This window comes from Nocardia sp. NPDC055002, from assembly GCF_053608825.1.
The window spans coordinates 1-24,400 of the sequence record NZ_JBSGWE010000019.1; the positions used below are offsets into that span (position 1 = coordinate 1).

At 66.0% G+C, this 24,400-nt stretch carries 12 protein-coding genes and 1 rRNA gene; all 13 read right to left on the bottom strand.

Features of this window, described 5'->3' with window-relative positions:
• Nucleotides 1-356 (bottom strand): 16S ribosomal RNA (locus tag ACWF99_RS33670); the annotation flags it as partial.
• A 442-nt stretch (nt 357-798) separates the two neighbouring features.
• Entirely contained in the window at nt 799-2,079 is a 1,281-nt protein-coding gene (murA, locus tag ACWF99_RS33675; protein ID WP_452538369.1) for a UDP-N-acetylglucosamine 1-carboxyvinyltransferase, read from the bottom strand.
• 91 nt (nt 2,080-2,170) lie between these two features.
• Nucleotides 2,171-2,749, bottom strand: coding sequence for a cob(I)yrinic acid a,c-diamide adenosyltransferase (locus ACWF99_RS33680; protein ID WP_378639398.1), 579 nt, complete (start codon nt 2,747-2,749; stop codon nt 2,171-2,173).
• Nucleotides 2,746-3,174 carry a DUF2550 domain-containing protein gene (locus ACWF99_RS33685; protein ID WP_378639396.1) on the bottom strand — a complete coding sequence of 143 codons (429 nt, stop codon included), beginning with the start codon at nt 3,172-3,174 and terminating at the stop codon, nt 2,746-2,748. The genes ACWF99_RS33680 and ACWF99_RS33685 overlap by 4 nt, the downstream gene beginning before the upstream one ends.
• Nucleotides 3,175-3,448: 274 nt before the next feature.
• Nucleotides 3,449-4,186 carry a 3-oxoacyl-ACP reductase FabG gene (gene fabG, locus ACWF99_RS33690; RefSeq protein WP_452538370.1) on the bottom strand — a complete coding sequence of 246 codons (738 nt, stop codon included), beginning with the start codon at nt 4,184-4,186 and terminating at the stop codon, nt 3,449-3,451.
• Nucleotides 4,183-5,502: a class I adenylate-forming enzyme family protein gene (locus tag ACWF99_RS33695; protein WP_452538371.1), complete on the bottom strand. Its 1,320-nt coding sequence runs from the start codon at nt 5,500-5,502 to the stop codon at nt 4,183-4,185. Before ACWF99_RS33695 ends, fabG begins: the two co-directional genes overlap by 4 nt.
• A 7-nt stretch (nt 5,503-5,509) precedes the next feature.
• The gene (locus tag ACWF99_RS33700) at nt 5,510-7,381 is read right to left on the bottom strand and encodes a long-chain-fatty-acid--CoA ligase (protein ID WP_452538372.1); all 1,872 of its coding nucleotides are present in this window, start codon (nt 7,379-7,381) and stop codon (nt 5,510-5,512) included.
• A 5-nt stretch (nt 7,382-7,386) separates the two neighbouring features.
• Complete coding sequence (locus ACWF99_RS33705; RefSeq protein WP_452538373.1) at nt 7,387-7,806, bottom strand: cold-shock protein; 420 nt, start codon at nt 7,804-7,806, stop codon at nt 7,387-7,389.
• Nucleotides 7,807-7,816: 10 nt separating this feature from the next.
• Nucleotides 7,817-8,641, bottom strand: coding sequence for an SAM-dependent methyltransferase (locus tag ACWF99_RS33710; RefSeq protein WP_452538374.1), 825 nt, complete (start codon nt 8,639-8,641; stop codon nt 7,817-7,819).
• A complete protein-coding gene (gene ccrA, locus ACWF99_RS33715) occupies nt 8,638-9,918 on the bottom strand; it encodes a crotonyl-CoA carboxylase/reductase (RefSeq protein WP_452538375.1) in 1,281 nt (426 codons plus the stop codon). Before ccrA ends, ACWF99_RS33710 begins: the two co-directional genes overlap by 4 nt.
• Nucleotides 9,915-10,730 carry a thioesterase II family protein gene (locus ACWF99_RS33720; RefSeq protein ID WP_452538378.1) on the bottom strand — a complete coding sequence of 272 codons (816 nt, stop codon included), beginning with the start codon at nt 10,728-10,730 and terminating at the stop codon, nt 9,915-9,917. The genes ccrA and ACWF99_RS33720 overlap by 4 nt, the downstream gene beginning before the upstream one ends.
• Before the next feature lie 50 nt (nt 10,731-10,780).
• On the bottom strand, nt 10,781-20,683 hold the full coding sequence (locus ACWF99_RS33725) for a type I polyketide synthase (protein WP_452538376.1): 9,903 nt from the start codon (nt 20,681-20,683) through the stop codon (nt 10,781-10,783).
• 165 nt (nt 20,684-20,848) lie between these two features.
• Entirely contained in the window at nt 20,849-24,400 is a 3,552-nt protein-coding gene (locus ACWF99_RS33730) for an SDR family NAD(P)-dependent oxidoreductase (protein WP_452538377.1), read from the bottom strand.

The following is a 24,400-nucleotide window of genomic DNA, read 5'->3' on the forward strand; positions in this document are numbered from 1 at the left end:
TTCCCCACTGCTGCCTCCCGTAGGAGTCTGGGCCGTGTCTCAGTCCCAGTGTGGCCGGTCACCCTCTCAGGTCGGCTACCCGTCGTCGCCTTGGTAGGCCGTTACCCCACCAACAAGCTGATAGGCCGCGGGCCCATCCTGTACCGATAAATCTTTCCACCCAAAGTCATGCAACCTTGGGTCATATCCGGTATTAGACCCAGTTTCCCAGGCTTATCCCGAAGTACAGGGCAGATCACCCACGTGTTACTCACCCGTTCGCCGCTCGTGTACCCCGAAGGGCCTTACCGCTCGACTTGCATGTGTTAAGCACGCCGCCAGCGTTCGTCCTGAGCCAGGATCAAACTCTCCGTTGAAGACTCTCGAAAACACCCCGAAGGGCGCAATCAAAATTATCTAACTAGAGTCCGAAAACCTAGCAAAGCCAAACACCAGCAAAAAGTTCGCTGTTGTTTTTCAATGTCCAACCTTCCACGACCGGGGGGTACGCGAAGGCTGGAACCAATATAAATATTGGCACTGACATTCATCGACACACTATTGAGTTCTCAAAGAACACACGCACACACTTCTACCCACAACTTCTCGTAGGGGTTTCGGTGAGGCAAGAGTTCAAACTTAGCTCATGGCCAACCCCGGAAGCAAGTTCCGAAGTATGTAACCCTGAACACATGATCAGTCAGGCGCTCAACGTCCTACCTCGTGTCCCAGCCAGTGGCTGAGTCGGTGTCCGTGTCGCTCTGACTCGAATAAAGTTACGTGCCGACCAACACGAAGTCAAATCGGCTGGTCAGCGGCCTATTTCGGCGCATCTACCCGTTCGACCTGTCCCCCGAGCGCCTGCATCTGCTCGACGAACCTCGGGTAACCGCGGTCGATGTGATAGACGTCGTGCACTTCGGTGACACCGTCGGCGACGAGGCCGGCGAGCACCAGGCCCGCACCCGCACGGATGTCGGAGGACCAGACCGGCGCACTGGACAACCGCGGGATCCCACGGACCACCGCGTGGTGACCGTCGGTCCGGGCATCGGAGCCGAGCCGGATCATCTCCTCCACGAACCGGAACCGCGCCTCGAAGACGTTCTCGGTGATCATCGAGGTGCCGTCGGCGATCGCGGCCAGACCGATGGCCATCGGCTGCAGGTCGGTCGGGAAACCGGGGAACGGCAGCGTCGCGAAGTTCACCGCGCGCGGACGTTCGGCCTGTACGACCCGGAAGCCGTTGGGCTCGTAGGAGATTCGCGCACCGGCCGAACGCAGCTTGTCCAGCACCAGGGCCAGGTGCTTGGGGTTGACGCCAGTGACCCGGACATCGCCGGTGGTCATCGCGGCGGCGATCCCCCAGGTGGCGGCGACGATCCGGTCACCGATCACCCGGTGCGTGGTGGGCGAGAGGCTCTTGACGCCCTGCACGGTGAGCACGGAGGAACCGGCACCGTCGATCTGCGCACCCATCTGGACGAGCATGGTGCACAGGTCGACGATGTCGGGCTCGCGCGCCGCATTGTCGATGACCGTCTCCCCCTCGGCCAGGACCGCGGCCATCAGGATGTTCTCGGTCGCGCCCACCGACGGGAAGTCGAGGCGGATCCGCGCGCCCTGCAACTGTTCGGCCGACGCCACGACGCAACCGTGCTCGATCGCACTGGTCGCACCGAGCAGGCGTAGGCCCGCCTGGTGCATGTCAAGGGGTCGCGAACCGATCGCATCGCCACCGGGCAGCGCCACCACGGCGCGTTTGCAGCGCGCCATCAGCGGACCGAGCACACACACCGAGGCGCGGAACTGGGTCACCGCGGGGAAGTCCGCGTGGTACTTGGGCTCGGCGGGGGTTTCGATGGTCACCACCGAGTTGTCGCCGCCGACGTCGTCGGAGATCGTCACATCGCAGCCGAGGCCGCGCAGCACCTCCGCCATCAAGGGGACATCGAGGATGTCCGGGCAGTTGGTGATGGTGGTCGTGCCCTCGGCCAGCAACGAGGCAGCCATCAGCTTCAGCACGCTGTTCTTCGCGCCGCCGACCGCGACCTCGCCGACGAGTCGATTGCCGCCGGAGACCAGAAACCGTTCGCTCACCACGCCAGCTTATCGACCGTCACGCGACGACACGCCCCCCTGCCACGAATGAACAAGAAACCGACCGATTCTCCGCGCCGGAGAGTCGCTTTCAGCGTGGCAGCCCGCCGCCGGGCTGCCACAGGACATCGCCGGCGGGATTGGTCGCCCGGCTGAGGATGAACAGCAGGTCCGAGAGTCGGTTCAGGTATTTCGCGGGCAGCACACCGGTGTCGTCGGGGTGCGCTTCCACGGCCGCCCACGCTGATCGCTCGGCGCGGCGCACCACGGTGCGGGCTGTGTGCAACAACGCAGCCAACGGCGTGCCGCCGGGCAGGATGAACGAATTCAGCGGCGCCAGACCGTCGTTGAACTCGTCGCACCACTTCTCCAGCCGGTCGATATAGGGCTGGGTGATGCGCAGCGGCGGGTACTTCGGTTCGGCGACAACCGGGGTGGACAGATCGGCGCCCGCGTCGAACAGATCGTTCTGGATCTGTCGCAGCACCGCCAGCACAGCGGGCTCGGGCGCACCGAGCGCGACAGCGACACCGAGAGCCGCGTTGGCCTCGTCGCAGTCGGCGTAGGCGATCAGCCGGGGATCGTTCTTGGCGACACGGGAGAAATCGCTGAGACCGGTCGTCCCGTCGTCACCCGTGCGGGTATAGATCCGGGTCAAATGCACGCTCACGACGGGCCTCCACGAGTGCGGCGGGCGCGATCGGACGGTCGCGACTCCACCCAGGACAGAAAAGCCGCCATCGAACCGCGGTCGAGCGCGAGCTCGAATTTGCTGTGCGGATCGGTGACGGCTACCACCACGATGTCATCGCTCATGATGTCGAATTCGTCGCCCTGCGGCGCTCGGCGCTCGACGATCTCGAGGCCCTGCCGATGCACCGTGGAGTCGGGTCCGAATTTCAGGCTGGTCAATTTGAAGAAGACGAGGCGATCCTCGTCGTAGCGAATGAGCCCGTGCCGCCAGCCTTGGCCGCCGCGCGCGGGCAGTGAACGTAGGAGTGCGGCCGTGCCCCCGCGGCGCAACATCACCAGCCGATAGGTCGACGCACCGGCTACGAACACGAGCGTCAGCACCAGAATGATCAGGAGAACCATCCCGGTTTGCAATGCCGTACGCCCTTTCGCTCTAGCCGGTGTCCAAGACACCCCCGCATCGATATTCAATCACGTCGGCTCGACCGCATACCGGCCGGAGTCGGTCCCGTCCGGTTCGACCACTTGCACATGGCTCCGGCACCGCCCGCGACCCACCCGGCAAACTGCGATGTGAGTCGGTCGGCAAAGGGGACGGTGCCGCCTCGACGACCTGGCGAACGCGGCCCGGCCGGACCGGATGGTGCGCTCGCCAGCTGCTGTTTCGGTTTTCGGATCAGGCCGCGAGACCGCCATCTACCACCAGGACGTGGCCGCTGATGAACGCGGCTTCCGCGGATGCCAGAAACTGCACGGCAGCCGAGACATCGGTGGGCGATCCGAGCCTACCCAGCGGTGTCCTCCGCCGAATCTGATCGAGCTGCCGCTCGGTCAGACCGTGGCTCAATTCGGTCGACAGATAGCCCGGTGCCACAGAATTCACCGTGATACCGCGGGGACCGAGCTCGCGAGACAGCGAGCGGGTCATACCGTCCAATCCGGCTTTGGTCGCGCTGTATATCGACAGGCCCTGATAACCAGCCAGGCCGACCACCGAGGAGATATTGACGATCCGCCCGCCCGCATCCGCTGCCAGCATCTTCCGGACCACGGCTTTCGTGATGTATACGGTGCCCTTCAGGTTCAGATCGATGACGGTGTCGATGTCGTCGTCGGACACCAATCCGATGACGCCGTCTCTGGCCACACCCGCGTTGTTGACCAGCACATCGACGCCGCCCCAGCGCCGATGGACGTCGTTGACGAAGCCCTCCACGGCGAGCCGGTCACATACGTCGACCTCCGCGTGGAACAGTCGCGGCGCCACGGATCCGTCCGACAGCAGGTCCTCGATGAATGCGGTCGACGATCGGCTGCAGGTCGCCACTCGGTCACCGGCATCCAGGAACGACCGCACAATGCCTGCCCCCAGACCACGGCTTCCACCTGTCACTATGACAACACGTTCGTTCATCTTGTTCGCCTATCAAGCTTGTTTTGCGTCAACGGCAGGAAATCGACCATCTTCACGAGCCGCGGCCGGTGCGTTTCCGGCAGTGCGTCGCAGGAATCCAGTACGTCACGGCGCACTGACTCCGGATCATGGCCGTGCTTGGCCACTACCTCGGCCGCGACGATCTTTCCGGTAACCGGATTGGGGCGACCGTAGACACGAGCCAATTCGACTCCCGCGACGGCCGCGATCACCTCTTCCACCTGCAAGGGGTGAACTTTCACGCCTCCGACATTGATCGCGCCGCCCACTCGACCGACGAAGTGGATGCGTTCATCGCGCAATTCCACCAGGTCGCCTGTCGAGAACCAGTCGGCACCGATGATCTCCGAGTCGTGGTATCCGAGCATTCCGACCTTCGAACGGACCTGTAGCTCACCCTCGACGACCCGGAATTGGACGAGGTCGTCCGCGTCGCGCCGCAGAACCGTCAGCGGTAGACCTGCCCGGCCGTCGCTCACGGCCACCGACGAACCGATCTCACTGGTCGCGTAGATGTGCGAGATCCGCGACGCCGGGAAACGGGCACGAAGTTGTCGTAGCAACGGATCGGACGCGGCCTCCCCACCGAGGGTGATCTGCCGCAGCTCGGGATCAGCGCCGCGGTGACGATCGAGCGACGCCAGCAACATCCGCCAGAACGTCGGAGTAGCGCTGATGTGGGTAACACCGTGGGCGCTGATCGCGTCCAGTGCCTCGGCCGGGCGATTGCCCCGGGGGATCACCAACGTCGCGCCGGTCATCAGCACATGAGCCAGCACCTGTAGCCCGGCGTACTGATTGACGTTGTACGCCAGCAACCACACCGCCTCCGACGCGCCCTTCGCGTCGTGTCCCTGCGCGGCGGATGTCAGCAGAGTGCGCCACAGATGTCGCGTTGCCTTCGGCTTCTCGGTCGTTCCACTGGTCAGGATCGAGATCGAGGGCTCCGTCGGGTGAGAGCCGTCGGCACCGATTCGAGCCGCGGTGCAGGCACCGAAGCCGATCGGCGAATGCCCGAAACGCTCGGCGTATTCGATCGCCATCGCGTGGTCGGTACCTGCCGGGTACAGACACGGTTCGGCACCGGCCGCACAGGCGGCGAACAGGAACAGGATGGCCTCGAGCGGATCGTCAGCCACCGATGCCGGTATCGCACCGCGCAATGCAGTGAGTCTTTCGGCCGAGGCCGGCAGCTGCCCCAGCACATCGCGGTAGGTCAGTTCTGCTCGGTCGGTGCGCAGGAAGACCCGATCACCGTCAGCACGGACACGGCTCCGCAGCACATCGGTCAGCATCGACTTCTCAACGTTCCGCGATCGAGGAAGGCACTCGGGTGTAGTAGCCCTCGATGTCGTCGACAGTATCGAGGAAGTCGCCGGCCGAATACGGATCGTGTCCGAGACTGTCCTCCAGTTGCGCCGACAATTCCGCGAACTCCAGCGAGCTGAAACCCAGCTCCGCGCCCAGCCTCAGATCCGGAGTCAGGTCGCCGAATTCGGTACCGCGCCGAGCCAGAATCGAGGTGATCGCCGCAACGATCACAGCACGCGCCTCGGACATTTTCGTACTCCTTCTCGATGGACCATCACACTGGCGATAGATATCGCGCAGCCGTTTCTTGTCGAACTTCCCGACGCTCGTTTTCGGTATCTCACCCACGAACCTCCACAGGTCCGGCAGCTGCCACTTGGCCACCTGCCCTGCCAGGTGCGCGCGCAGGACCGCCTCGTCGACCGTGCTGCCGTCCCGCAGGACCGCGACCACCAGCGGACGTTCACCCCACTTGGCGTCCGAGACGCCGATGACCGCGGCCTCGACGACGTCGGGATGGCCCATCACGGCGTTCTCGAGCTGAATGGACGAGATCCACTCACCACCGGATTTGATGAGGTCCTTGGAGCGGTCCACCAGGGTCAGGAACCCCGTGTCGGTGATATGACCGACATCACCTGTGAGCAGCCAGCCATCGTCGAACACCTGCGGCGAGTCGTCGCTCGAGTGATAGCCCGCGGTGATCCACGGGCCACGGACCTGCACTTCGCCGACGGCGATACCGTCTCGCGGTAGCACCGCGCCGGTGTCGTCGACGAGCCTGGCGTCCACGCCCACCGGAAACCTGCCCTGCGTCAGCCGATACGCGGTCTCGTCGGCGGGGTCGCATCCGGCGGGAGGCCTGGCTACGGTCACCAACGGTGAGGTCTCCGTCATTCCCCAGGCGTGCAGCATCCGCACACCGTGACGCTCGTCGTAGGCGGACAGCAGATCAGGCGGCAGGGCTGTGCCCGCAACCATGATTTCCCGCAGGTGCCGAATGTCCTGCGGGTCGGCATCGAGTGCCGCGAGTACCCCGGTCCAGATCGTAGGTACCGCGGCGGCGAATGTCGGCCGCCCGGCTGCCATCATCGCCAGCAGGTCCGCGGGTTTCATGAACCTGTCGGGCAAAAGCATCGCCGCGCCGGCCATCACACTCGCGTGTGCCAAGCCCCAGCCGTTGGCATGGAACATCGGAACCACCGGCAGGATACGGTCGGTCCGGCTGATCGCCAGACCGTTGGCCGAACACAGGTACATGGCATGCAACCAGTTCGAGCGATGCGAATAGACGACGCCCTTGGGTTCGCCGGTCGTGCCGGAGGTGTAACAGATCCCGGCAGCAGTTTCCTCGAGTACCGTCGGGTACGGGTAGTCGATTTCCGGCTGACCCTCCAGCGATCGTTCGAAGGAGTGGAATTCCACCCCGCCCGCATCCGCGGCCACCTCACCGCCGACGACGATCACGTGCTCGACGGTCGGCATGGATGGCAGGCTCTGCGAGAAGACGTCCATCAGTGAGGCGTCGACCAGGACTACGCGGTCTCCCGCGTGGGTGGCGATATAGGAGATCTGATCGGGGAACAGACGGATATTGATCGGGTTGATCACCGCGCCCATCGCCGGAATGGCGTGGTAGGCAACGAAATGCTCGTAGTTGTTCCACATGAAGGTGCCGACGCGGTCGCCGAGTTCGATACCGAGGGCACCGAGCAGATGAGCCAGGCGCGCCGCGTCTCGTCCGAGCCGGGCGAAGCTCTCCTGCCGAAAGCCGTTGCCGGTCCAGGTGGAGACGACAGCGTCGGGGTAACGTTCGACACCCTGCCGCAACAACGTCGCATGCGACAACGGCTGCGATCCCATCGTGGTCAGCATGGTGTGACCCAGCCGTATTTCGCGGCCAGCGCCACGAACCCCTGCCTGATATTGGCGATCTCGCGGCCCGAAACCTCCGGCGCCGCAGTAATGATCAGCTCGGTGAACTCGTCGAGCAACTCCTCCCGAGTAAGCCGCGATCGCTCACCAGAGTCGAGGCCGCCCGGTATGTCGGCCGCAAGCGGTTCACCGGCATTGCCTGCATCTGTCTTTGTGCCTTCGACGTTGACCGCGTATTTCCCGCGGTCGCCGTTACGAGCATCGAAAATCACACGCATGCCGGGCCTTATGACGGACTCTTCTATCCGCGCCTCGTTCACGTGGAAGAAGACATGCTCCTCGTCCGAGTCCGAGACGATGAAGCCGTAACCCTTCTCTTCGTCGAATCGCAACACCTTGCCAATCGATGACATTCCCGTTTCCTCACATCTTCCTGGCCGAGAACATCCCATATCCCAGAATCCCCCGGTCCCACATACGCTCCAAAATGTCGCAGGAGTCCATGAATTCCCGCCACCCCACGACACCGATCGACGCGGACACCGCGTCGCGATGGGCGATTCCGTTGGCCCGCCAGCGGGCGAAGGTCGGCCGCACCTGCGCCGACAGATCGCGACGCAGGTCGACCTCCAGTCCCGCTGCTGCGGCAAGCTCGCCATAGGTGTCCAGCGTCTCCATCCTGGCGTCCCCGAAAACTCGGTTCAGCAAGGCGAATTCGGAACGTAACGCACGAACAGAGGCGAAATCGACCGGCCTCGCCAGGACGATGTCGCACAGCGTGAATCGACCACCCTGCCGAAGAACACGAGCGCACTCCCCGATGAGGCCCGCGCGATCTCGCATCAAATGCGACGATTCCAGCGCCCATACGCGGTCGAATGATTCGCCGGCGAATCCGTTGCGCATGCCGTCACGGACCTCGAAGCTCAACGAGTCGTCCGCACCCGCACGCTGTCTCGCTCGCTCCACCCCGTGTTCGCTGGTGCTGATACCGACAGCCGTGACACCGTACCGTCGTACGACCCACTGGGTCGAGGTTCCGACACCGCATCCGACATCGAGGAATCGACTACCGGTGTGCAAGTCGGTGGCCTCGGCCATCAGGGCTGTGAGCCGATCGGTTGCCTCCGGGAGAGACTCCTCAGCGGTGGCGAAGACACCGTAGTGCAGGTCTTGACCGAGGAGCAGGGTCCAGGCGTCGGTGACGCGATCGTAGTGGGCGGCGGGGCTGATGTCGTGGACGATCAACTCGTCGAAGCCTTTCCGCCCGGCAACGCCGCACCGATTCGCACCGCGGAGTTGCCATATGATTGCGATCCCTCCACCATGTCCTGGTGAGCTCGCCCGATCTCATCGAATGCGTACACGCTGCCGAGCCGTGGATTCAGCTTCCCCGACGCCGCGAGCTCGATAACAGCCCGGCATTCGTTCAGATTCGCGTAATGAGAACCCTGCAGGCGTTTCTGACGCATCCACAGCACGCGGAGATCGAGCGTTCCGTGAAATCCGGACGTCGCGCCGCACAATACGACCATCCCGCTGGTATCGCACACATACAGGGACGTAGGGAGCGTATCTTCACCCGGATGTTCGAAGACGATATCCGGCGAGCGCCGTTCCCCGAGGATCTCCCAAATCGTCCGGCCCAGACGGCGCACCTCTTTCGCCCATCGTTCGGCCTCCGGCGTGCCGGACTCCGGATTCTGCCCCCAATGGTCGAAGTCGGTCCGATCGATGACGCCGACCGCGCCGTTCGACCGGCAGAAATCGAACTTGTCCTTGCCTGAGACCACGCCCACGGCACGACCACCGAATATATCGACAATCTGGCACGCCATCGACCCCAACCCGCCGGCAGCACCCCACACCAGGACGACCTTGCCCGGCTCGACACGATTAGGCGACCAGTGCGTCAATTGCCGATAGGCCGTCGCGGCCGTGAGCAGGAAGCAGGAAGACTCCTCCCACGACAGGTTCGCGGGCTTCGGCAGGCACTGCAGTTCAGCGACCAGCGTGAATTGAGCGAACGAGCCGTAGTTGAGCTCGTAGCCCCAGGTCTTCTGAGTTTCCGACATCATGGGCTCACGACCGAAACGGATATCCGTTGCCCGCTCGTCCCAGCGGACCCCAGCCATCAGGACGTGGTCGCCGACGGCGACACTGTGCACGCCCGGCCCCACGGCCCACACGATTCCGGAACCTTCCGAGCCACCGATATGAAAGTCTTCCGGGTCGCCATTGCGTCGACGCGCCGCGATGACATCCAGCGGTTCGCCCTTGGCCGCCCAGGCGTTGTTGTAGTTGATGCCGGCCGCCATGACTGCCACCAGGACGAATCCCGGTGGAACGGCCGGAACATCGATCAGCTCGGTGCGGAATGCTTCGTCGGATCTGCCGTAGCGCTCGGGCCGGATAACCGAGGCATACATCTGCTCCGGGACGACACCGAGCTCGGGAAGCTGCCCGATCTCGAAGATCTCTTTGGTCGATCGGTATGGTTCCGTTTTCCACGCAAGCTCGGTCATCGAACTCCCCCTGTTCCGCCGGACAATTCCGAAGTCGCGTGCAACGCGTCCGTACGCGATGTTTCGAGCTGAATCGACTCGCGCACGTACTCCACGATTTCAGGAATGCAGTCATTGATATAGAAGTGGCCACCCGCAAAAGTGCGGAGTTCGAATTTCGGTGTGTTCAGTGCCCACTGCCTCATTTTTTCGATCGGCGCGCGATCGTCGTTGGTCGGAGCGAGCGCGTAGATCGGGCTGTCGATGACATGGCCCGAAGACGCGTCGAGCATCCGCTGATATTCGACCAGGAGTGCATAGTCTTTCTGCATCGTCTCGGCCGCAGCGGCCAAGAATTCACTGTCGGCGATAATTCGCATATCGGTTCCGCCCAGCTTGTGCATCTCCGAAATCGCGTGCGCGGTCGACCGGACATCGGGCAGATCCAGCGGAACCGATGGCGCTACCCGCGCCGAGACGAAAGTGCTGACCAGCTGCGAATCTGCCTGTTTCGGCCACTGGGCGGCGATCTCGTACGCGACGGCGGCGCCCATGCTGTGGCCCAGCAACGCGACCTTTCCCGGCACCCGCTGACCGATTTCCTCTCGGACACAGGTGGCCAGCGCGCCCAGACTGCTCGGCATCGGCTCACGGCGTCGGTCATGGCGGCCCGGGTACTGCACGGCATACACCTGGAAGTACTTCGAAAGCGCCTCCGAGAGCCGGTAGTAGTAGCTTGCGGCACCACCTGCGTGCGGCAGGATCACCAGCGACACATCGGGATCGTCGGTGACGTGAAACCGTCTCAGGTAGTTGTCATCGTTTCTGCTCATCACTCACTCAATCTCGTCTCTGGTTTTCGTAGCGGTGGTTGGTGTGCGGGCTAGCCGAATTCGGCATCGATCAGGGAGAGGAGCTCCTCGCTCGACGCGGTCGCGAGGTCGGCGTCGCTGTCGCCCGGCGCGCTCACCGCGGCCAGTGCGCGCCGCAGGCGGGCGCCGAGGTGGGCCCGCGTGTCCTTGTCGTCCTCAGTGGTCGCCAGCAACTCGGCCAGCACCCGGTCGAAGTCGTCGAACTGCTGCTCCGCCGGCGCTTCCTCGTCATCGCCGAGCTCGGTCGTGAGATAAGCCGCCAGCGCCGTGGGGGTCGGGAAATCGAAGAGGAGCGTGGCGGGCAGCCGCAGTCCCGTGATCTGGCCGAGCCGGTTGCGGACCTCGACCGAGGCCAGCGAATCGAATCCCAGCTCAGTGAAGGCCCGGTTCGCGCCCACCGCGGTGGCGGAGGTGTGTCCCAGCACCGAACTCGATTCGGAACGCACCAGTTCGACCAGGACGGACTCACGTTGCGCCGCATCTTTGCCCCGCAGACGCCGGCGCAGGTCGTCGCCCGGTTCGGAGGTTCGATCGCGCACCGTCGACGCCACCGGCGGAAGCAGCCCCTGGAAGACGGACGGCAGGTCCTGGGAACCCTCGCGCAGGCGAACGCGGTCCAGCTTCGCGGTCACGACGGCCGGGACGCCCGGCCCTCCGGCGATGTCCAACAGGGCAAGCCCCTCCGCATCCGTGAGCGGAATCAGACCCGCACGCCGGAAACGGTCACGATCGACATCGGACAGTCCCGCGACCATTCCGCGTTCCTGGCTCCACGGCCCCCACGCCAGGGCGACCGCGGGCAGCCCGTTGGCCTGCCGGTGCTGGGCCAGAGCGTCGAGAAAGACGTTGGCGGCCGCGTAATTGGCTTGACCGGCGGCCCCGAAGACGCCTGCCGAGGAGGAGAACAAGACGAACGCCGATAGGTCATGGCCGCTGGTCAGCTCGTGTAGATGAACGGCCGCGTCAAGTTTCGGACGCAGAACCGTGTCGAGCCGATCCTGGGTGAGGGCGTCGACGACGCCGTCGGCCACGACCCCGGCGAGGTGAACGACAGCCCGCAACGGGCGATCCGCCGGCACCCGATCGATCAGTGCCTCCACGGCCGCGCGATCGGCGACGTCACATGCCACCAACTCGACCTCGGCACCGAGTCCGGCGAGGTCGGCGAGTAGTTCGTCCGCGCCGTCGGCACCGGGTCCCCGGCGGCTGGCCAGCACGAAACTGCGGATCCCGTGCCTTCTCGCGAGATGACGCACCACCAGCGATCCGAGCGCGCCGGTCGCGCCGGTGATCAAAGCCGTTCCGGTGGCGTCCCATTCGGTTTCGGTCACAGCCCGCTCGGCGGGAACAAGGCGCGGCACCAGGACCGTACCCGAGCGCAGCGCCAGACAGGACTCGCCCTGCGGCGCGGTGGCGGCCACCGCCAGAGCGTCTGCGTCGGCGTCGTCGACATCGATCAGCACGAGTCGATCCGGATACTCCGCCTGCACTGTGCGCAACAGACCCCACAGCGGGGCATGCGCCAGATCGAGAACGTCCTCACCAGGTCGGACAGCGATCGCACGGCGAGTGGACACCACGAGCCGACGCTCGTTGCCGTTGCCGGACAACCATTCTCGGACCTTGCCCAGAGTGTCCCAGGTCGCGGCATGCGCGTGCGCGATCAGGTCCCCGGTCGCCGAACTCTCAACCCGTGTCAACAGTTCTGCCGGGGCGGTCGCGGGCGCCGATGCCGGGGCCGCACTCCAGCTGAGCTGGAACAGAGAGTCCGTGGTGGCAGATCGGATGCGGCCGATCTGCTCCGCGGACAGAGTACGGATCGCCAGTGCGTCGATCGACAGCACTGCCCGGCCGTGCTCGTCGGTAGCGGTGATGGCCAACTCCCCCGAGTCACGGGTGACGATCCGTACCCGGATGCTGCGCGCGCCCGGCTCCGACATCCGCACACCGCGCCACGAGAACGGCATCCACTGTTCGTCTGTGCGGTCTTCGTTGGCGACGATCACGCCGCGCATTCCGGCGTCGTGCAGGGCCGGATGCAGGCCGTAGGCCGAGAATTCGACGTCTTCGGGCAGTTCGGCTTCGGCGAACACTTCGGTCCCACGTCGCCAGACGGCTGTCAGCCCCCGGAAGGCGGGACCGTAGACGGAGCCCGCGAGTGCGGCTCGATCGTGGTAGCCCGCCACGGTCACCGGATCGGCGTTCACCGGCGGCCAGACAACCGGGTCGACCCGCATCTCGTCGTTCGCGACCGCCAGTACGCCGCCGGCCACACGGGTCCACTGCCCGTCCGGACCGTCCTCGCGCCCGATGTACACGGTGATCGAACGGCGTGCATTCGCATCGGGCGCGGTGACCAGTAGTTGCACCCTGACATCGCGATGTAGCGAGACCGGCGCTTCCAGCGTCAGTTCATCGACCACATCACACCCGAGTCGACGGCCGGCGATGACGACGAGTTCGAGCAGCGCCGTTCCGGGAAGCAGCGCGGCGCCGTGGATCACGTGCTCGGTCAACCAGGGTGTCGCCGATCGAGACAGCTTGCCCGTGAACACGAATCCGCCCGTCTCCGCGAGCGCGACACCCGCCCCGAGCAGTGGATGCGAAATCGGGTCGAGTCCGAGACCGGTCGCATCACCGGGCATCGCGACCGCCTCGAGCCAGTACCGCTGGTGCTGGAACGGGTAGGTCGGCAGCTCGACCGCCCGCGCGTCGTGGTCGGCGAAGAAGGCAGACCAGTCCACAACCGCCCCGCGACAATACAATTCGGATAGAGCGGCGAGCACCGCGTGTTCCTCCGAGCTGCTCGGGTGCAGTGCCGCGAACGACACGGCGCAGTCTTCGGAAAGCACGCTCAGGGTGGCGTCGGGACCGAGCTCGAGGAAAGTGATCTCACCGGCGATGGCCGCCATACGCACGCCGTCGGCGAAGCGCACCGCATCGCGAACGTTGCGGACCCAATATTGTGGCGAACGAAGGTCGTCGTCCTCGGCAAAGGCGCCGGTCACTGTGGAGACCACGGGCAGCTGCGGCACGCCGAATTCCAATCCGGCACAGACGCGAGCGAACTCGTCGAGCATCGGCTCCATCAGCGCCGAGTGGAAGGCGTGGGAGACGCGGAGCCGCTTGGTCCGCGTGCCCCGCTCCGCCAGCTCGGATTCCGCGGCGGTGACGGCCTCGATCTCGCCGGAGAGCACGACCGAGGTGGGCCCGTTGACCGCGGCGACGGTCAGCCGATCCCCACACAGCGAGAGCACGTCGTCTTCAGCGGCTTGTACGGCCAGCATCGCCCCGTGCGCGGGAAGCCGCTGCATCAACCGGCCACGGGCGGCCACCAGCGTCGCGGCATCGGCCAGCGACAAGATTCCGGCCACGTGCGCCGCCGAGATCTCACCGACCGAATGGCCGAGCACGACATCTGGCCGCATTCCCCAGTGCTCGAACAATCGGAACAGCGCGACCTCCAGCGCGAAGAGCGCGGGCTGTGCGTATTCCGTTCGATCGAGGGTGGTCTCGTCGGTGAATATCACCGATTGCAGTCCACGATCCAGCAGCGAATCGAAGTGGGCGCATACCGCATCGAACGCGTCGGCGAACGCGGGGAAGGCCCCATACAGTTCACGGCCCATACCCAGCCGTTGGGTTCCCTGGCCGGAGAACAGCATCCCGAGTTTGCCGCGCGTCGCTGTTCCCGAGATGGCCTCCGGTGCAGCGACGCCCGTCGCTGCTGCTCGCAGCGCCCCGCGCAGTTCCTCGGTCGTACGTCCCAGGACCACCACGCGATGGTCGAGGTGGGCGCGGCCGGTAGCCAACGAGTAGGCGACATCGCCGGGCGCCTCGTTCACCGACGCGAGCTGGAACAGTCGATCACTCAGTGCCGCCGCGGATTTGGCCGTTACCACCCACGGCACCAGCGGCGCTTCGGCGGCGGTGCGCGGCGTACACGGCGCTTCCGAGTCCAACGATTCGGGAGCCTGTTCGAGGATCACATGAGCGTTGGTGCCGCTGACGCCGAACGCTGAGACGCCCGAGCGACGCGGATGGTCGCGGAGTGGCCAATCCGTATTCACCGCGATGAGTTCGACCGCACCGCTCGACCAGTCCACATGCGGAGTGGGTTCGGTCAGGTGCAGGGTCTTGGGCAGCACACCGTGACGCATGGCCAGCACTGTCTTGATGACGCCGGCCAGTCCCGCGGCGGCCTGGGTGTGCCCGATATTCGACTTCACCGATCCGAGCAACAGGGGACGATCCCGACCCTGCCCATAGGTGGCCAGCAGTGCCTGCGCCTCGATCGGGTCGCCGAGAGTTGTCGCGGTGCCGTGCGCTTCGACCACGTCGACGTCGACGGCGGACAGTCCCGCCGTGGTGAGCGCCTGCCGGATCACTCGTTGCTGGGACGGGCCGTTGGGCGCGGTCAGTCCGTTGGAAGCACCATCGGAGTTCACCGCCGAGCCCCGGACGACCGCGAGCACCCGATGTCCGTTGCGCTGAGCGTCGGAGAGCCGCTCCAGCACCACGAACCCGGCGCCCTCGCCCCACGCGGTGCCGTCGGCAGCAGCGTCGAACGGCCGGCAGCGACCATCTCTGGCCAAACCACCCTGCCTCGAGAACTCCACGAAACCCGCCGGGGTCGACATCACCGCGGCAGCGCCGACCAACGCCAGCGAACATTCGCCCCGGCGCAGGGCGTGCCCGGCCAGATGCATCGCCACCAGCGACGACGAGCAGGCCGTATCAACCGTGACCGCAGGACCTTCCAGCCCGAACTGATACGCGATCCGGCCCGACATCACACTGCTGACGCTGCCCGTGAGCGCGTACCCGTCGGAGGCCGCCGGGGTGGACATGAGCCGTACCGCGTAATCGTGCGAGGCGCCTCCGACGAAGACTCCGGTATCGCTGCCGCGCAAGGAATCCGGATCGATCCCCGCGCGTTCCAGCGCTTCCCACGACGTTTCCAGCAGCAGTCGCTGCTGGGGATCCATCGACGCGGCCTCTCGGGGGGATATGCCGAAGAATTCCGCGTCGAATCCCGCCGCGTCGGCGAGGAACGCGGCTTCTCGCACATACGCGGTGCCGGGCCGTCTGCCCTCCGGATCGTACAAACCATCCAGGTCCCAACCCCTGTCGTCGGGGAAGGGAGCCACCGCGTCGATACCTTCGACCAGGAGACTCCACAGATCGTCGGGGTTCGCCACCCCACCGGGCAAACGACACGACATGCCGACGATCGCCAGCACCTCGTCCTCGGCAGGCGCCGTCGTCGACGACACCGGTGCGACCGTGTCGCCGAGCAGATGCCGGGCCACGTGATCCGGCGTGGGATGGTCGAAGACCAGCGTGGCGGGCAGTCGCATGCCCAGTCGGGACGCGAGCCGATTGCGCAACTCCACCGCTGTGAGCGAATCGAAGCCGAGATCCTTGAAAGCCCGATCCGGGCCGATTGCGGTTGGTGCCGCGTAGCCGAGCACCGCGGCCACTTCGGTACGAACCGCGGCGAGTAGGTAGTCGTGTTGCTCGACCGCGGTCAGCCCCGCGGGCACACCCGTCGACCGCGACTCGGTGGTTTCGGTTTCCTGATCATGGAGAGCCGTGGCGGCCTCCGCTATCTCGCCGATGAGTGGACTGGGGCGAGCCGCGGTGAACCTGGGCGCGAAACGGTCCCAGTCCGTATCGGTGACGGTCAGCGTGGTCTCGTCGTCGTCCAGCGCTTGCGCCAGGACGCGAATGGCCAATTCCGGTGCCATCGGACGGATTCCGAGTCGGCGCATCGTCGCCGCTACCGCGTCGTCGACCATTCCGCCACCGGCCCAGGCTCCCCACGAGATCGCTGTGGCCGTCGCGCCGCGCTGACGGCGCGTATGGGCGAGTGCGTCCAGGTAAGCGTTCGAGGCAGCGTAGGCGGCCTGCCCCGCACTGCCCCAGATCGCGGCGCCCGAGGAGAACAGGATGAACGCTTCCAATGGTCGATCGGCCAGCAGCTCATCGAGGTTCCGGGCGCCGACGGTCTTGACAGCGGTGACGGCCGCGAGCTCTCGCATGCTCAATTCGCGCAGCGGCGTATTTTGTGGCACACCGGCCGCGTGCACCACGGCGCTCAGTTCGGGCAACCGCGCCAGCTGCTCAGCCAACGCGACCCGATCTGTCACATCACAGGCGGCGAATGTTACTGCGGCACCCAGTGATTCGAGCTCGTCGCGAAGTTCGTCGGTGTTCGATGCGGCGGCCCCACGACGACTGAGCAGCACGAGATGCTGAGCACCGGCACCGGCGAGCCAACGAGCCACGTGCGCACCCAGCGCCCCCGTCCCGCCGGTGACCAGAACCGTCCCGCCCGGCCGCCACTGTCCCCCGGAGCGGTCTTGGGGCGAGCGAGGCGAACGAATCATCCGGCGCGCGAACACTCCGGACGCCCGGACCGCCAGCTGATCTTCACCCTCGGCATCCGCCAGCAGCCCGATGAGCCGGTCGAACAGTCGATCGTCCATGTTTTCAGGGAGGTCCACCACACCGCCCCACCGGCCGGGCGCCTCCAGCGCGGCAGCCAGGCCGAAACCCCACAGGTGTGCCTGGTCCGCACTGCGCAGCCGGTCCGACCGGCCGGTGGTGACCGCACCACTGGTGAGGCACCACAGCGGCGCGTCGATACCGGCGCCGGCCAGCGCTTGGTATGCCTCGACGGTGCGCGACAGCCCGTTCGACAGCGACGGGTACTCCGAAGCGGGCCTCTCGTCGAGCCCGACCAGTGAGATCACCCCGGTGAACCGGTATTCGGACAGAGCCGGGGTGATGGACTCCACGGTGGCGGCGATCAATTCCGTGCCGCTGGCGCGCAATCCGGATTCGACATCGCGAGCGATCTCGGCCGCCCCTTCGCCGGGAACGATGACGAGCCACGTTCCCGGCAGCGCGCGAGCCCGGTTGACCGACACCGTCCGCCATCGGACCGCGTAGCGCCACTGGTCCACGGTAGATCCGTCTCGACTGTCTCGACGCCATGCCGACAGCCCGGGCAAGACCGCGCTCCAGTCGCCGGTTAGCCCGTCACCGATGCCGAGCGTGCTGGCGAGGGCGCCGAGATCGCCGTCCTCCACGGCGGCCCAGAAACAGCGCTCGGCCGAGTCCGACGTGCCCGAGGGGGCGCCGCCAGGCACGCTTCGTTGTTCGATCCAATGACGGGTGCGCTGGAAAGCGTAGGGCGGCAGAGTAATCCGCTCCGGAGCGACCGCGCCCAGCTGAGTAGTCCAGTCCACCGGAACACCGGCGGCGAAAGCCTCGGCGACCGCGGTGACGAATCGCCGCGGGCCTCCCTCGTCGCGGCGCAACGAACCGAGCAGCAGCGGATCGACGCCCATCGATTCCGCGGTCTCGGCAATCGAGGGGCCGAGCACGGGGTGGGGCCCCATTTCGAGAAAGGTCGTGTACCCGGCGGACATGAGCGCGCGCATCGCCGACTCGAACAGCACGGGCTCACGAACGTTGCGGAACCAGTAATCCGCATCGAGGGTGGTCGTATCGATCGCCCCACCCGACACTGTGGAATAGAACGGTACGGCGGTCGCGAGAGGCGATACCGGTGCCAGGTCACCCAGCAACCGATCGCGCAGGATGTCCACCTGCGGTGGGTGATGGGCGGCGATGTTGATTCCGCGCAACCTGGTCGTGCGGATCCCGTCGACGTCCAATTCCTCGAGCAGCGACTCCAGCGCAGCCTTGTCCCCGGTGATGGATACGTGTGCCGGGCCGTTCACCGCGGCCACCGACAGCAGGCCACCGAATCGGGAGATCCGCGCCACGGCCTGATCGTGGGACAGCGAAACCGATGCCATCGCCCCCTGATCTGACAGATCGGCCCAGGACTTGGCGCGCAGGCCGACCACCCGCGCACCGTCTTGCATGGACAACGCACCGGCGACCACCGCTGCGGCGACTTCGCCCTGTGAATGCCCGACCACGGCGGCCGGTCGTACGCCGAATGCCTCCCATAGCCGGGCCATGGACACCATCACCGCGAAAAGCACCGGCTGCACCACGTCGGTACGACGGAGTGAGGGCGCACCGGATTCGCCGAGCAACACCGCCCGAGGTGAAAAATCTACGAACTCCGAGAGCGCGTGCTCGCACTCGGCGAACCGCTCCCGGAATACCGGGGACGATTCGAGCAACCCAGCCGCCATACCCTCCCACTGGGTGCCTTGGCCGGGAAACACGAGCACCACCCCACCGACCACCCGCGCGGTCCCGGTGACGTGGCGCGCCCCGGCGCCTTCGGCCAGCGCGTCGAGCTCTGAACGGAGTTCGGCTCGATCGGCGGCCAGAACAACCGCGCGCTGTTCGAGCGCCGTACGGCCGTGCACCAACGCCGACCCGATCTCGACGGCGGACAATTCGGGATGAGCGTCGGCGAATTCCGCCAGCCGCCGGGCCTGCCCGCGCAGCGCCTGCTCGCCACGTGCCGACAGAACCCACGGAAGCAAAGCGGAATCGAGTGCGGCGGGCTCGGATTCGACTCCGGGTGCCGGTTCCGCGGTGTCCTCTTCGAGGATCACATGGGCATTGGTGCCACTGATGCCGAAGGCGGAGACGCCGGCCCGGCGGGGCCGGTCGGTCTCGGGCCAAGCGGTGGTCTCGGCGATTACCCGCACCGCGCCCGACGCCCAATCCACGTATGGTGTCGGTTGGTCCACGTGCAACGTCTTCGGCGCGAGGCCGTGCCGGATCGCCTGCACCATCTTGATCACCCCGGCCACACCCGCGGCTGCCTGAGTATGACCGATATTCGATTTGATCGAACCGAGCAGCAGTGGCACCGAACTGTCGCGGCCCCGGCCGTAAGTAGCAAGGAGGGCCCCGATTTCGATCGGGTCGCCCAGTGCTGTGCCGGTCCCGTGCCCTTCGACCACATCGATGTCGGCGGGAACCAAACCTGCGTCGGCCAATGCCGCGCCGATGACCCGCTGTTGAGCGATGCCGCTGGGAGCCGACAACCCGTTGGATGCACCGTCCTGGTTGACCGCCGAACCGCGGACCACAGCCAGCACCGGGTGGCCGTTGCGACGCGCATCGGACAGCCGCTCGAGAACGAGGACGCCAACACCCTCACCCCAGCCCATTCCGGCCGCGTTCGCCGAATACGGCCGGCACCGGCCATCCGCGGCCAGTACCTGTTGCCGGCTCAGCTCCACCAGCAGACCAGGAGTGCCGAGCACTGTCGCCCCGCCGGCGAGGGCGAGCCCACATTCGCCGCGGCGCAGTGACTGTACGGCCAGATGCATGGCCACCAGTGAGGAGGAACAGGCGGTATCGATGGTGACGGCCGGACCCTCGACGCCGAAGACATAGGCGATCCGGCCGGACGCGACGCTGGCGGCGTTGCCGGTCAGCAGATGCCCTTCGACATCGGCAACCGCTCCCGCGGCGAGAGTGCGATAGTCGCTGCCTGCGGCGCCGACGAACACCCCTGTGCGGCTACCGCGCAGCGTGGGGATGTCCAGCCCGGCGGCCTCGAACGCCTCCCACGAGGTCTCGAGCAGCAGTCGCTGCTGCGGGTCCATCGCATCGGCCTCGCGCGGGCTGATGCCGAAGAAGGCCGCGTCGAATCGATCGACCTCGGTGAGGAATCCACCGCCGCGGGTGTAGAACTTCCCGGGTTGCCCGGGTTCTGCGTCGTAGAGCGAGGCCAGATCCCAGCCCCGGTCGGTAGGAACGTCGGAAATGGCGTCCGCACCGTCGGCCGCGACCTGCCACAGCTGTTCGGGCGAGGTGATTCCGCCAGGAAATCGACAGGCCATGCCGACGATGGCGATCGGTTCGGGTGAGCCGGGCTCCGCCGCCTCGAGGCGCTGCCGCGCGCGATGCAGTTCGGTGGTGACCCACCGGAGGTTCTCCCTCAGCTGCTGTTCATTTGCCATCTGAATCGCTTTCCCCTGCTGATTTCGGTGCCTGCACAATCCGATGCGGCACATGGTCAATCGCGCGCAACTACGGAGAATTCGGTTGTGCGAGAGCGCCGTACGAATCGAAGGCTAACGAGATCTGTCCCCCTGTGGACAACCCCTGCACTACCCCTCGAGATCTCACGATTTTCCGAATTCCGTGCGAATGAAGGCGAGCAGTTCCTCGTCATCGGCTGATTCCAGTTCCGCCGCGACAGGTGCCGATTCTCGGTGCGCCCACGAGGCCGCCAGAGTGCGTAGCCTCGCCGCGATTCGATCGCGGGTCCCCGGGTCGTCGACGACGACCGTGGCCAATGTGGCTTCGAGCTGGTCGAGTTGCCCGAGTGGGGAGATATCCGCACCGACGACGGGGAAGTCGAGCTCATCGAGGATATGCCGGGTGAGGTCCCACACGGTGGGATGGTCGAACAGGATTGTCGGCGGCAGCGCGATACCTGTGTCCGCGACCAGACGGTTCCGGAGTTCGACGGCCGCCAGGGAATCGAACCCGAGATCCCGGAAGGCGCGGTCGTTGGCCACCGCACTGGACGAACCATGGCCCAGCACGGCGCCGGCGTGGCGGCACACCGCCTCGAGCAACAACTGTTCCCGTTCGGTCTCTCCGGTCGATTCCAGCCGTGTGCGCAGTGGCGGTGCCGTACCTGTCGGTTCTGCCTCTCCTCGCTCGGCGAGCACATCAGGAATCAGCGCGTAGAGGGGATCCGGTAGGGCGGCGCGAGCAGGCCAGCGTGACCAGTCCACGTCCGCGACGAGCAAGTGGGGTCGGTCGTGTCCTGACGCGTACCGCAACGCACCGACCGCGCGATCAGGGGACATGCCCGGAATTCCGCTCCAGTCCTGCAGGCGGTGCAGGGCCGCGGCCATCCCGTCTCCAGCCCAAGGTCCCCAGGCGATCGAGGTGGCTCGTAGGCCGTTGCCGCGGCGTCGTTCGGCCAGGGCATCCAGAAAGGCGTTGCCGGGCGCGTAATTGGCTTGACCGTACGCGCCGAAGGTGGCCCCGATCGAGGAGAAGAGCACGAAAGCTGTCAGGTCCAGGTGCCTGGTGAGCTCGTCCAGGTGCCTGGCGCCGAGAAGCTTGGCGCGCAGGGCACGGCTCATCCGCTCCGGGGTGAGGTTGTCGATGGTGCAGTCGTCGAGTTGTCCCGCCGCGTGCACGACAGCCGTGAGTGGGTGTCGGTCGGGAATCCGGGCGAGCAGTTCGGCCACGGCATCTCGATCTCCGATATCGCAGGCCTCGATCGTGACCTCGGCGCCCCGGGCTCTCAGATCGTCGTGCAACGCCGCGGCAGCGGGTGCGTCCATGCCTCGTCTGCCGACGAGCACGAGATGGGCGGCACCATGATCGGCGAGCCAGCGCGCGACATGCGACCCGAGCGCGCCGGTCCCACCGGTGACGAGGATCGTGCCGGATGGCTCCCACGGCTGCGCCGAGGACAGTTCGGTGCGGATCATCCGGCGGGCGAGCACGCGTCGATTCCGCAGCGCCACCTGGTCTCCCGCCGTCCCCGTCAACACCCGGCCGAACAGGGCCACGGTGGCGGAATCGCACTCGGCCGGCAGGTCAACTATGCCGCCCCACCGGTGGGGGAATTCGACGGCCGCCACCCGGGCCAGACCCCACACCACGGCCTGATCGGCGCCGGTCACCCGGTCTCCGGATACCGCGCCCATGGCATCGCGGGTCACCAGCCAGAGCGGGACACCGAGGTCCGCGTCGCCCAGTGCCTGGCTGAGGGTGGTCGTGGCGCGCAGGCCGAACGGGACGGCCTCATGATCTGGATCGTGGCCGGTTTGCGCGGCCAACAGGGATATCACGCCCGCGATGGGCGAGGACGCGGCCGCGATGAGCCGCGCGGTCAGGGTCGAGCGATCTTCGGTGGGTGCGACGGTCAGGACCAGCAGATCCAGTCCGGACGCCGTGACGAGGACGCCGGCGACCGAATCGTCGGCGAGTTCGGTGGGCAGGACCAGCAGCCACCTCCCCGCCGCCGTGCGTTCCGAGAGACCGGTGACCGAGGCCCACTGGAGCTGGTAGGACCAGTTGTCGAGCGTGGCGAGGTGGCGTCGATGCGTATGCCATCGAGACAGGGCGGGAATCGCTTCGGCCAGCGGCGCTGCTGAATCGATCCCCAATTGCTGTCTCAGACCGTCGAGATCGGTTCGATCGATGAGATCCCAGAAGGCGGAATCTGTGTTCGAGTCCCCCGTCGCGGATTGAGGTTCGAGCCAGTAGCGCCGCCGCTGGAACGGGTACGTCGGCAGATCGACTATCCGGCCACCGCCGAGATGGGTGACCCACGAGATCGGGGTACCGGTTACATGGAGCTCGGCAAGCGTGGTCAGTAGCGTGTTGTGCTCGGATCGTCCGCCACGCATCGTCGCCATGACCGACGCGGACTCGTTGTGCGTCAGGCATTCCCGCACCATCGACGCGAGGTTCGCGTCGGGCCCGATCTCGACGAATCGAGACACCCCGGTCTCTGCCATGACGGTGACGGCGTCGGCGAAACGGACGGTGGCCCGGGCGTGGCGAACCCAGTAGGCGGGAGTGCTGATTTCTTCGGATATCCGATCACCGGTCACGGTCGACACCAGAGAAATGCGCGGAGCACCGAATGTCACATCAGCGCACACCTTCTCGAATTCGGCCAGCATGGGCGCCATCAGGTGGGAATGAAACGCGTGCGAGACGCGCAGGCGCGTGGTCTTTCGACCCGATGCGGCGAAGTGCGCGACGATCTCGTCCACGGCCTGCGAGATACCCGACACCACAATCGACCGGGGCCCGTTCACCGCCGCGATGTCGAGTGTGTCACCCAGCAGCGGGATCACTTCGCTCTCGGAGGCCTGAAGCGCCGCCATCGCACCGCATTCCGGCAATGCCTGCATCAAACGACCACGAGCTACCACCAGGTGGGCCGCGTCGGCGACCGAGAACACTCCCGCGATGCAGGCTGCTGCTATCTCTCCGACCGAATGCCCCATCACGTAATCCGGTGCCAGACCGAATGTTTCGAGCAGCCGGAACAACGCGTATTCGATCGCGAACAATGCGGGTTGCGCGAATTCGGTTCGATCCGATATCGCCGAACGGTCGTCGAAGACGATCTCACGCAGCGATACCTGCCACAGCGGGTCGATGTGCGCGCACACCTCGTCGAAGGCCGAAGCGAACGCGGGGAAGGTCTCGTACAGCTCGCTGCCCATCCCGGCCCGCTGTGAGCCCTGGCCCGAGAAGAGGAACCCCAGACGCCCTGCGGACCTGGCCACACCCTGGATCGCCGCGTCTTCGCCGTGCCCGACCGAGGCAAGCGTTCGGCGTAGTTCAGCACCGTCGCGGGCGAAAACTACACAGCGATGCTCGAGTTCTGCCCGACCGGACAGCATCGACCACGCTATGTCGGCGAGATCGGAGTCGGCGGCGGAACCTACTCGTGACAGCAGCCGCGAAGCCTGCTCGCGCAGCGCATCCGACGTCTTTGCGGAGAAGAAGAACGGCAGTGGCAGGGTCGCCGCCACACACGACGCCAACGACTCGACAGCACCCACCCCATCAACAAACTCCTCCAGAATCACATGCGCGTTCGTCCCACTGATCCCGAACGACGACACCCCCGCCCGCCTCGCACGACCCGACACCGGCCACGGCACCGCCGCCGTCACCAACTCCAC

Bases quoted from the DNA above. Each gene is read 5' to 3' on its own strand.
- ACWF99_RS33685 (WP_378639396.1), bottom strand. From the start codon at position 3,174: ATGGTTCTCCTGATCATTCTGGTGCTGACGCTCGTGTTCGTAGCCGGT.
- fabG (WP_452538370.1), bottom strand. From the start codon at position 4,186: ATGAACGAACGTGTTGTCATAGTGACAGGTGGAAGCCGTGGTCTGGGG.
- ACWF99_RS33695 (WP_452538371.1), bottom strand. From the start codon at position 5,502: ATGCTGACCGATGTGCTGCGGAGCCGTGTCCGTGCTGACGGTGATCGG.
- ACWF99_RS33700 (WP_452538372.1), bottom strand. From the start codon at position 7,381: ATGGGATCGCAGCCGTTGTCGCATGCGACGTTGTTGCGGCAGGGTGTC.
- ACWF99_RS33705 (WP_452538373.1), bottom strand. From the start codon at position 7,806: ATGTCATCGATTGGCAAGGTGTTGCGATTCGACGAAGAGAAGGGTTAC.
- ccrA (WP_452538375.1), bottom strand. From the start codon at position 9,918: ATGACCGAGCTTGCGTGGAAAACGGAACCATACCGATCGACCAAAGAG.
- ACWF99_RS33720 (WP_452538378.1), bottom strand. From the start codon at position 10,730: ATGAGCAGAAACGATGACAACTACCTGAGACGGTTTCACGTCACCGAC.
- ACWF99_RS33725 (WP_452538376.1), bottom strand. From the start codon at position 20,683: ATGGCAAATGAACAGCAGCTGAGGGAGAACCTCCGGTGGGTCACCACC.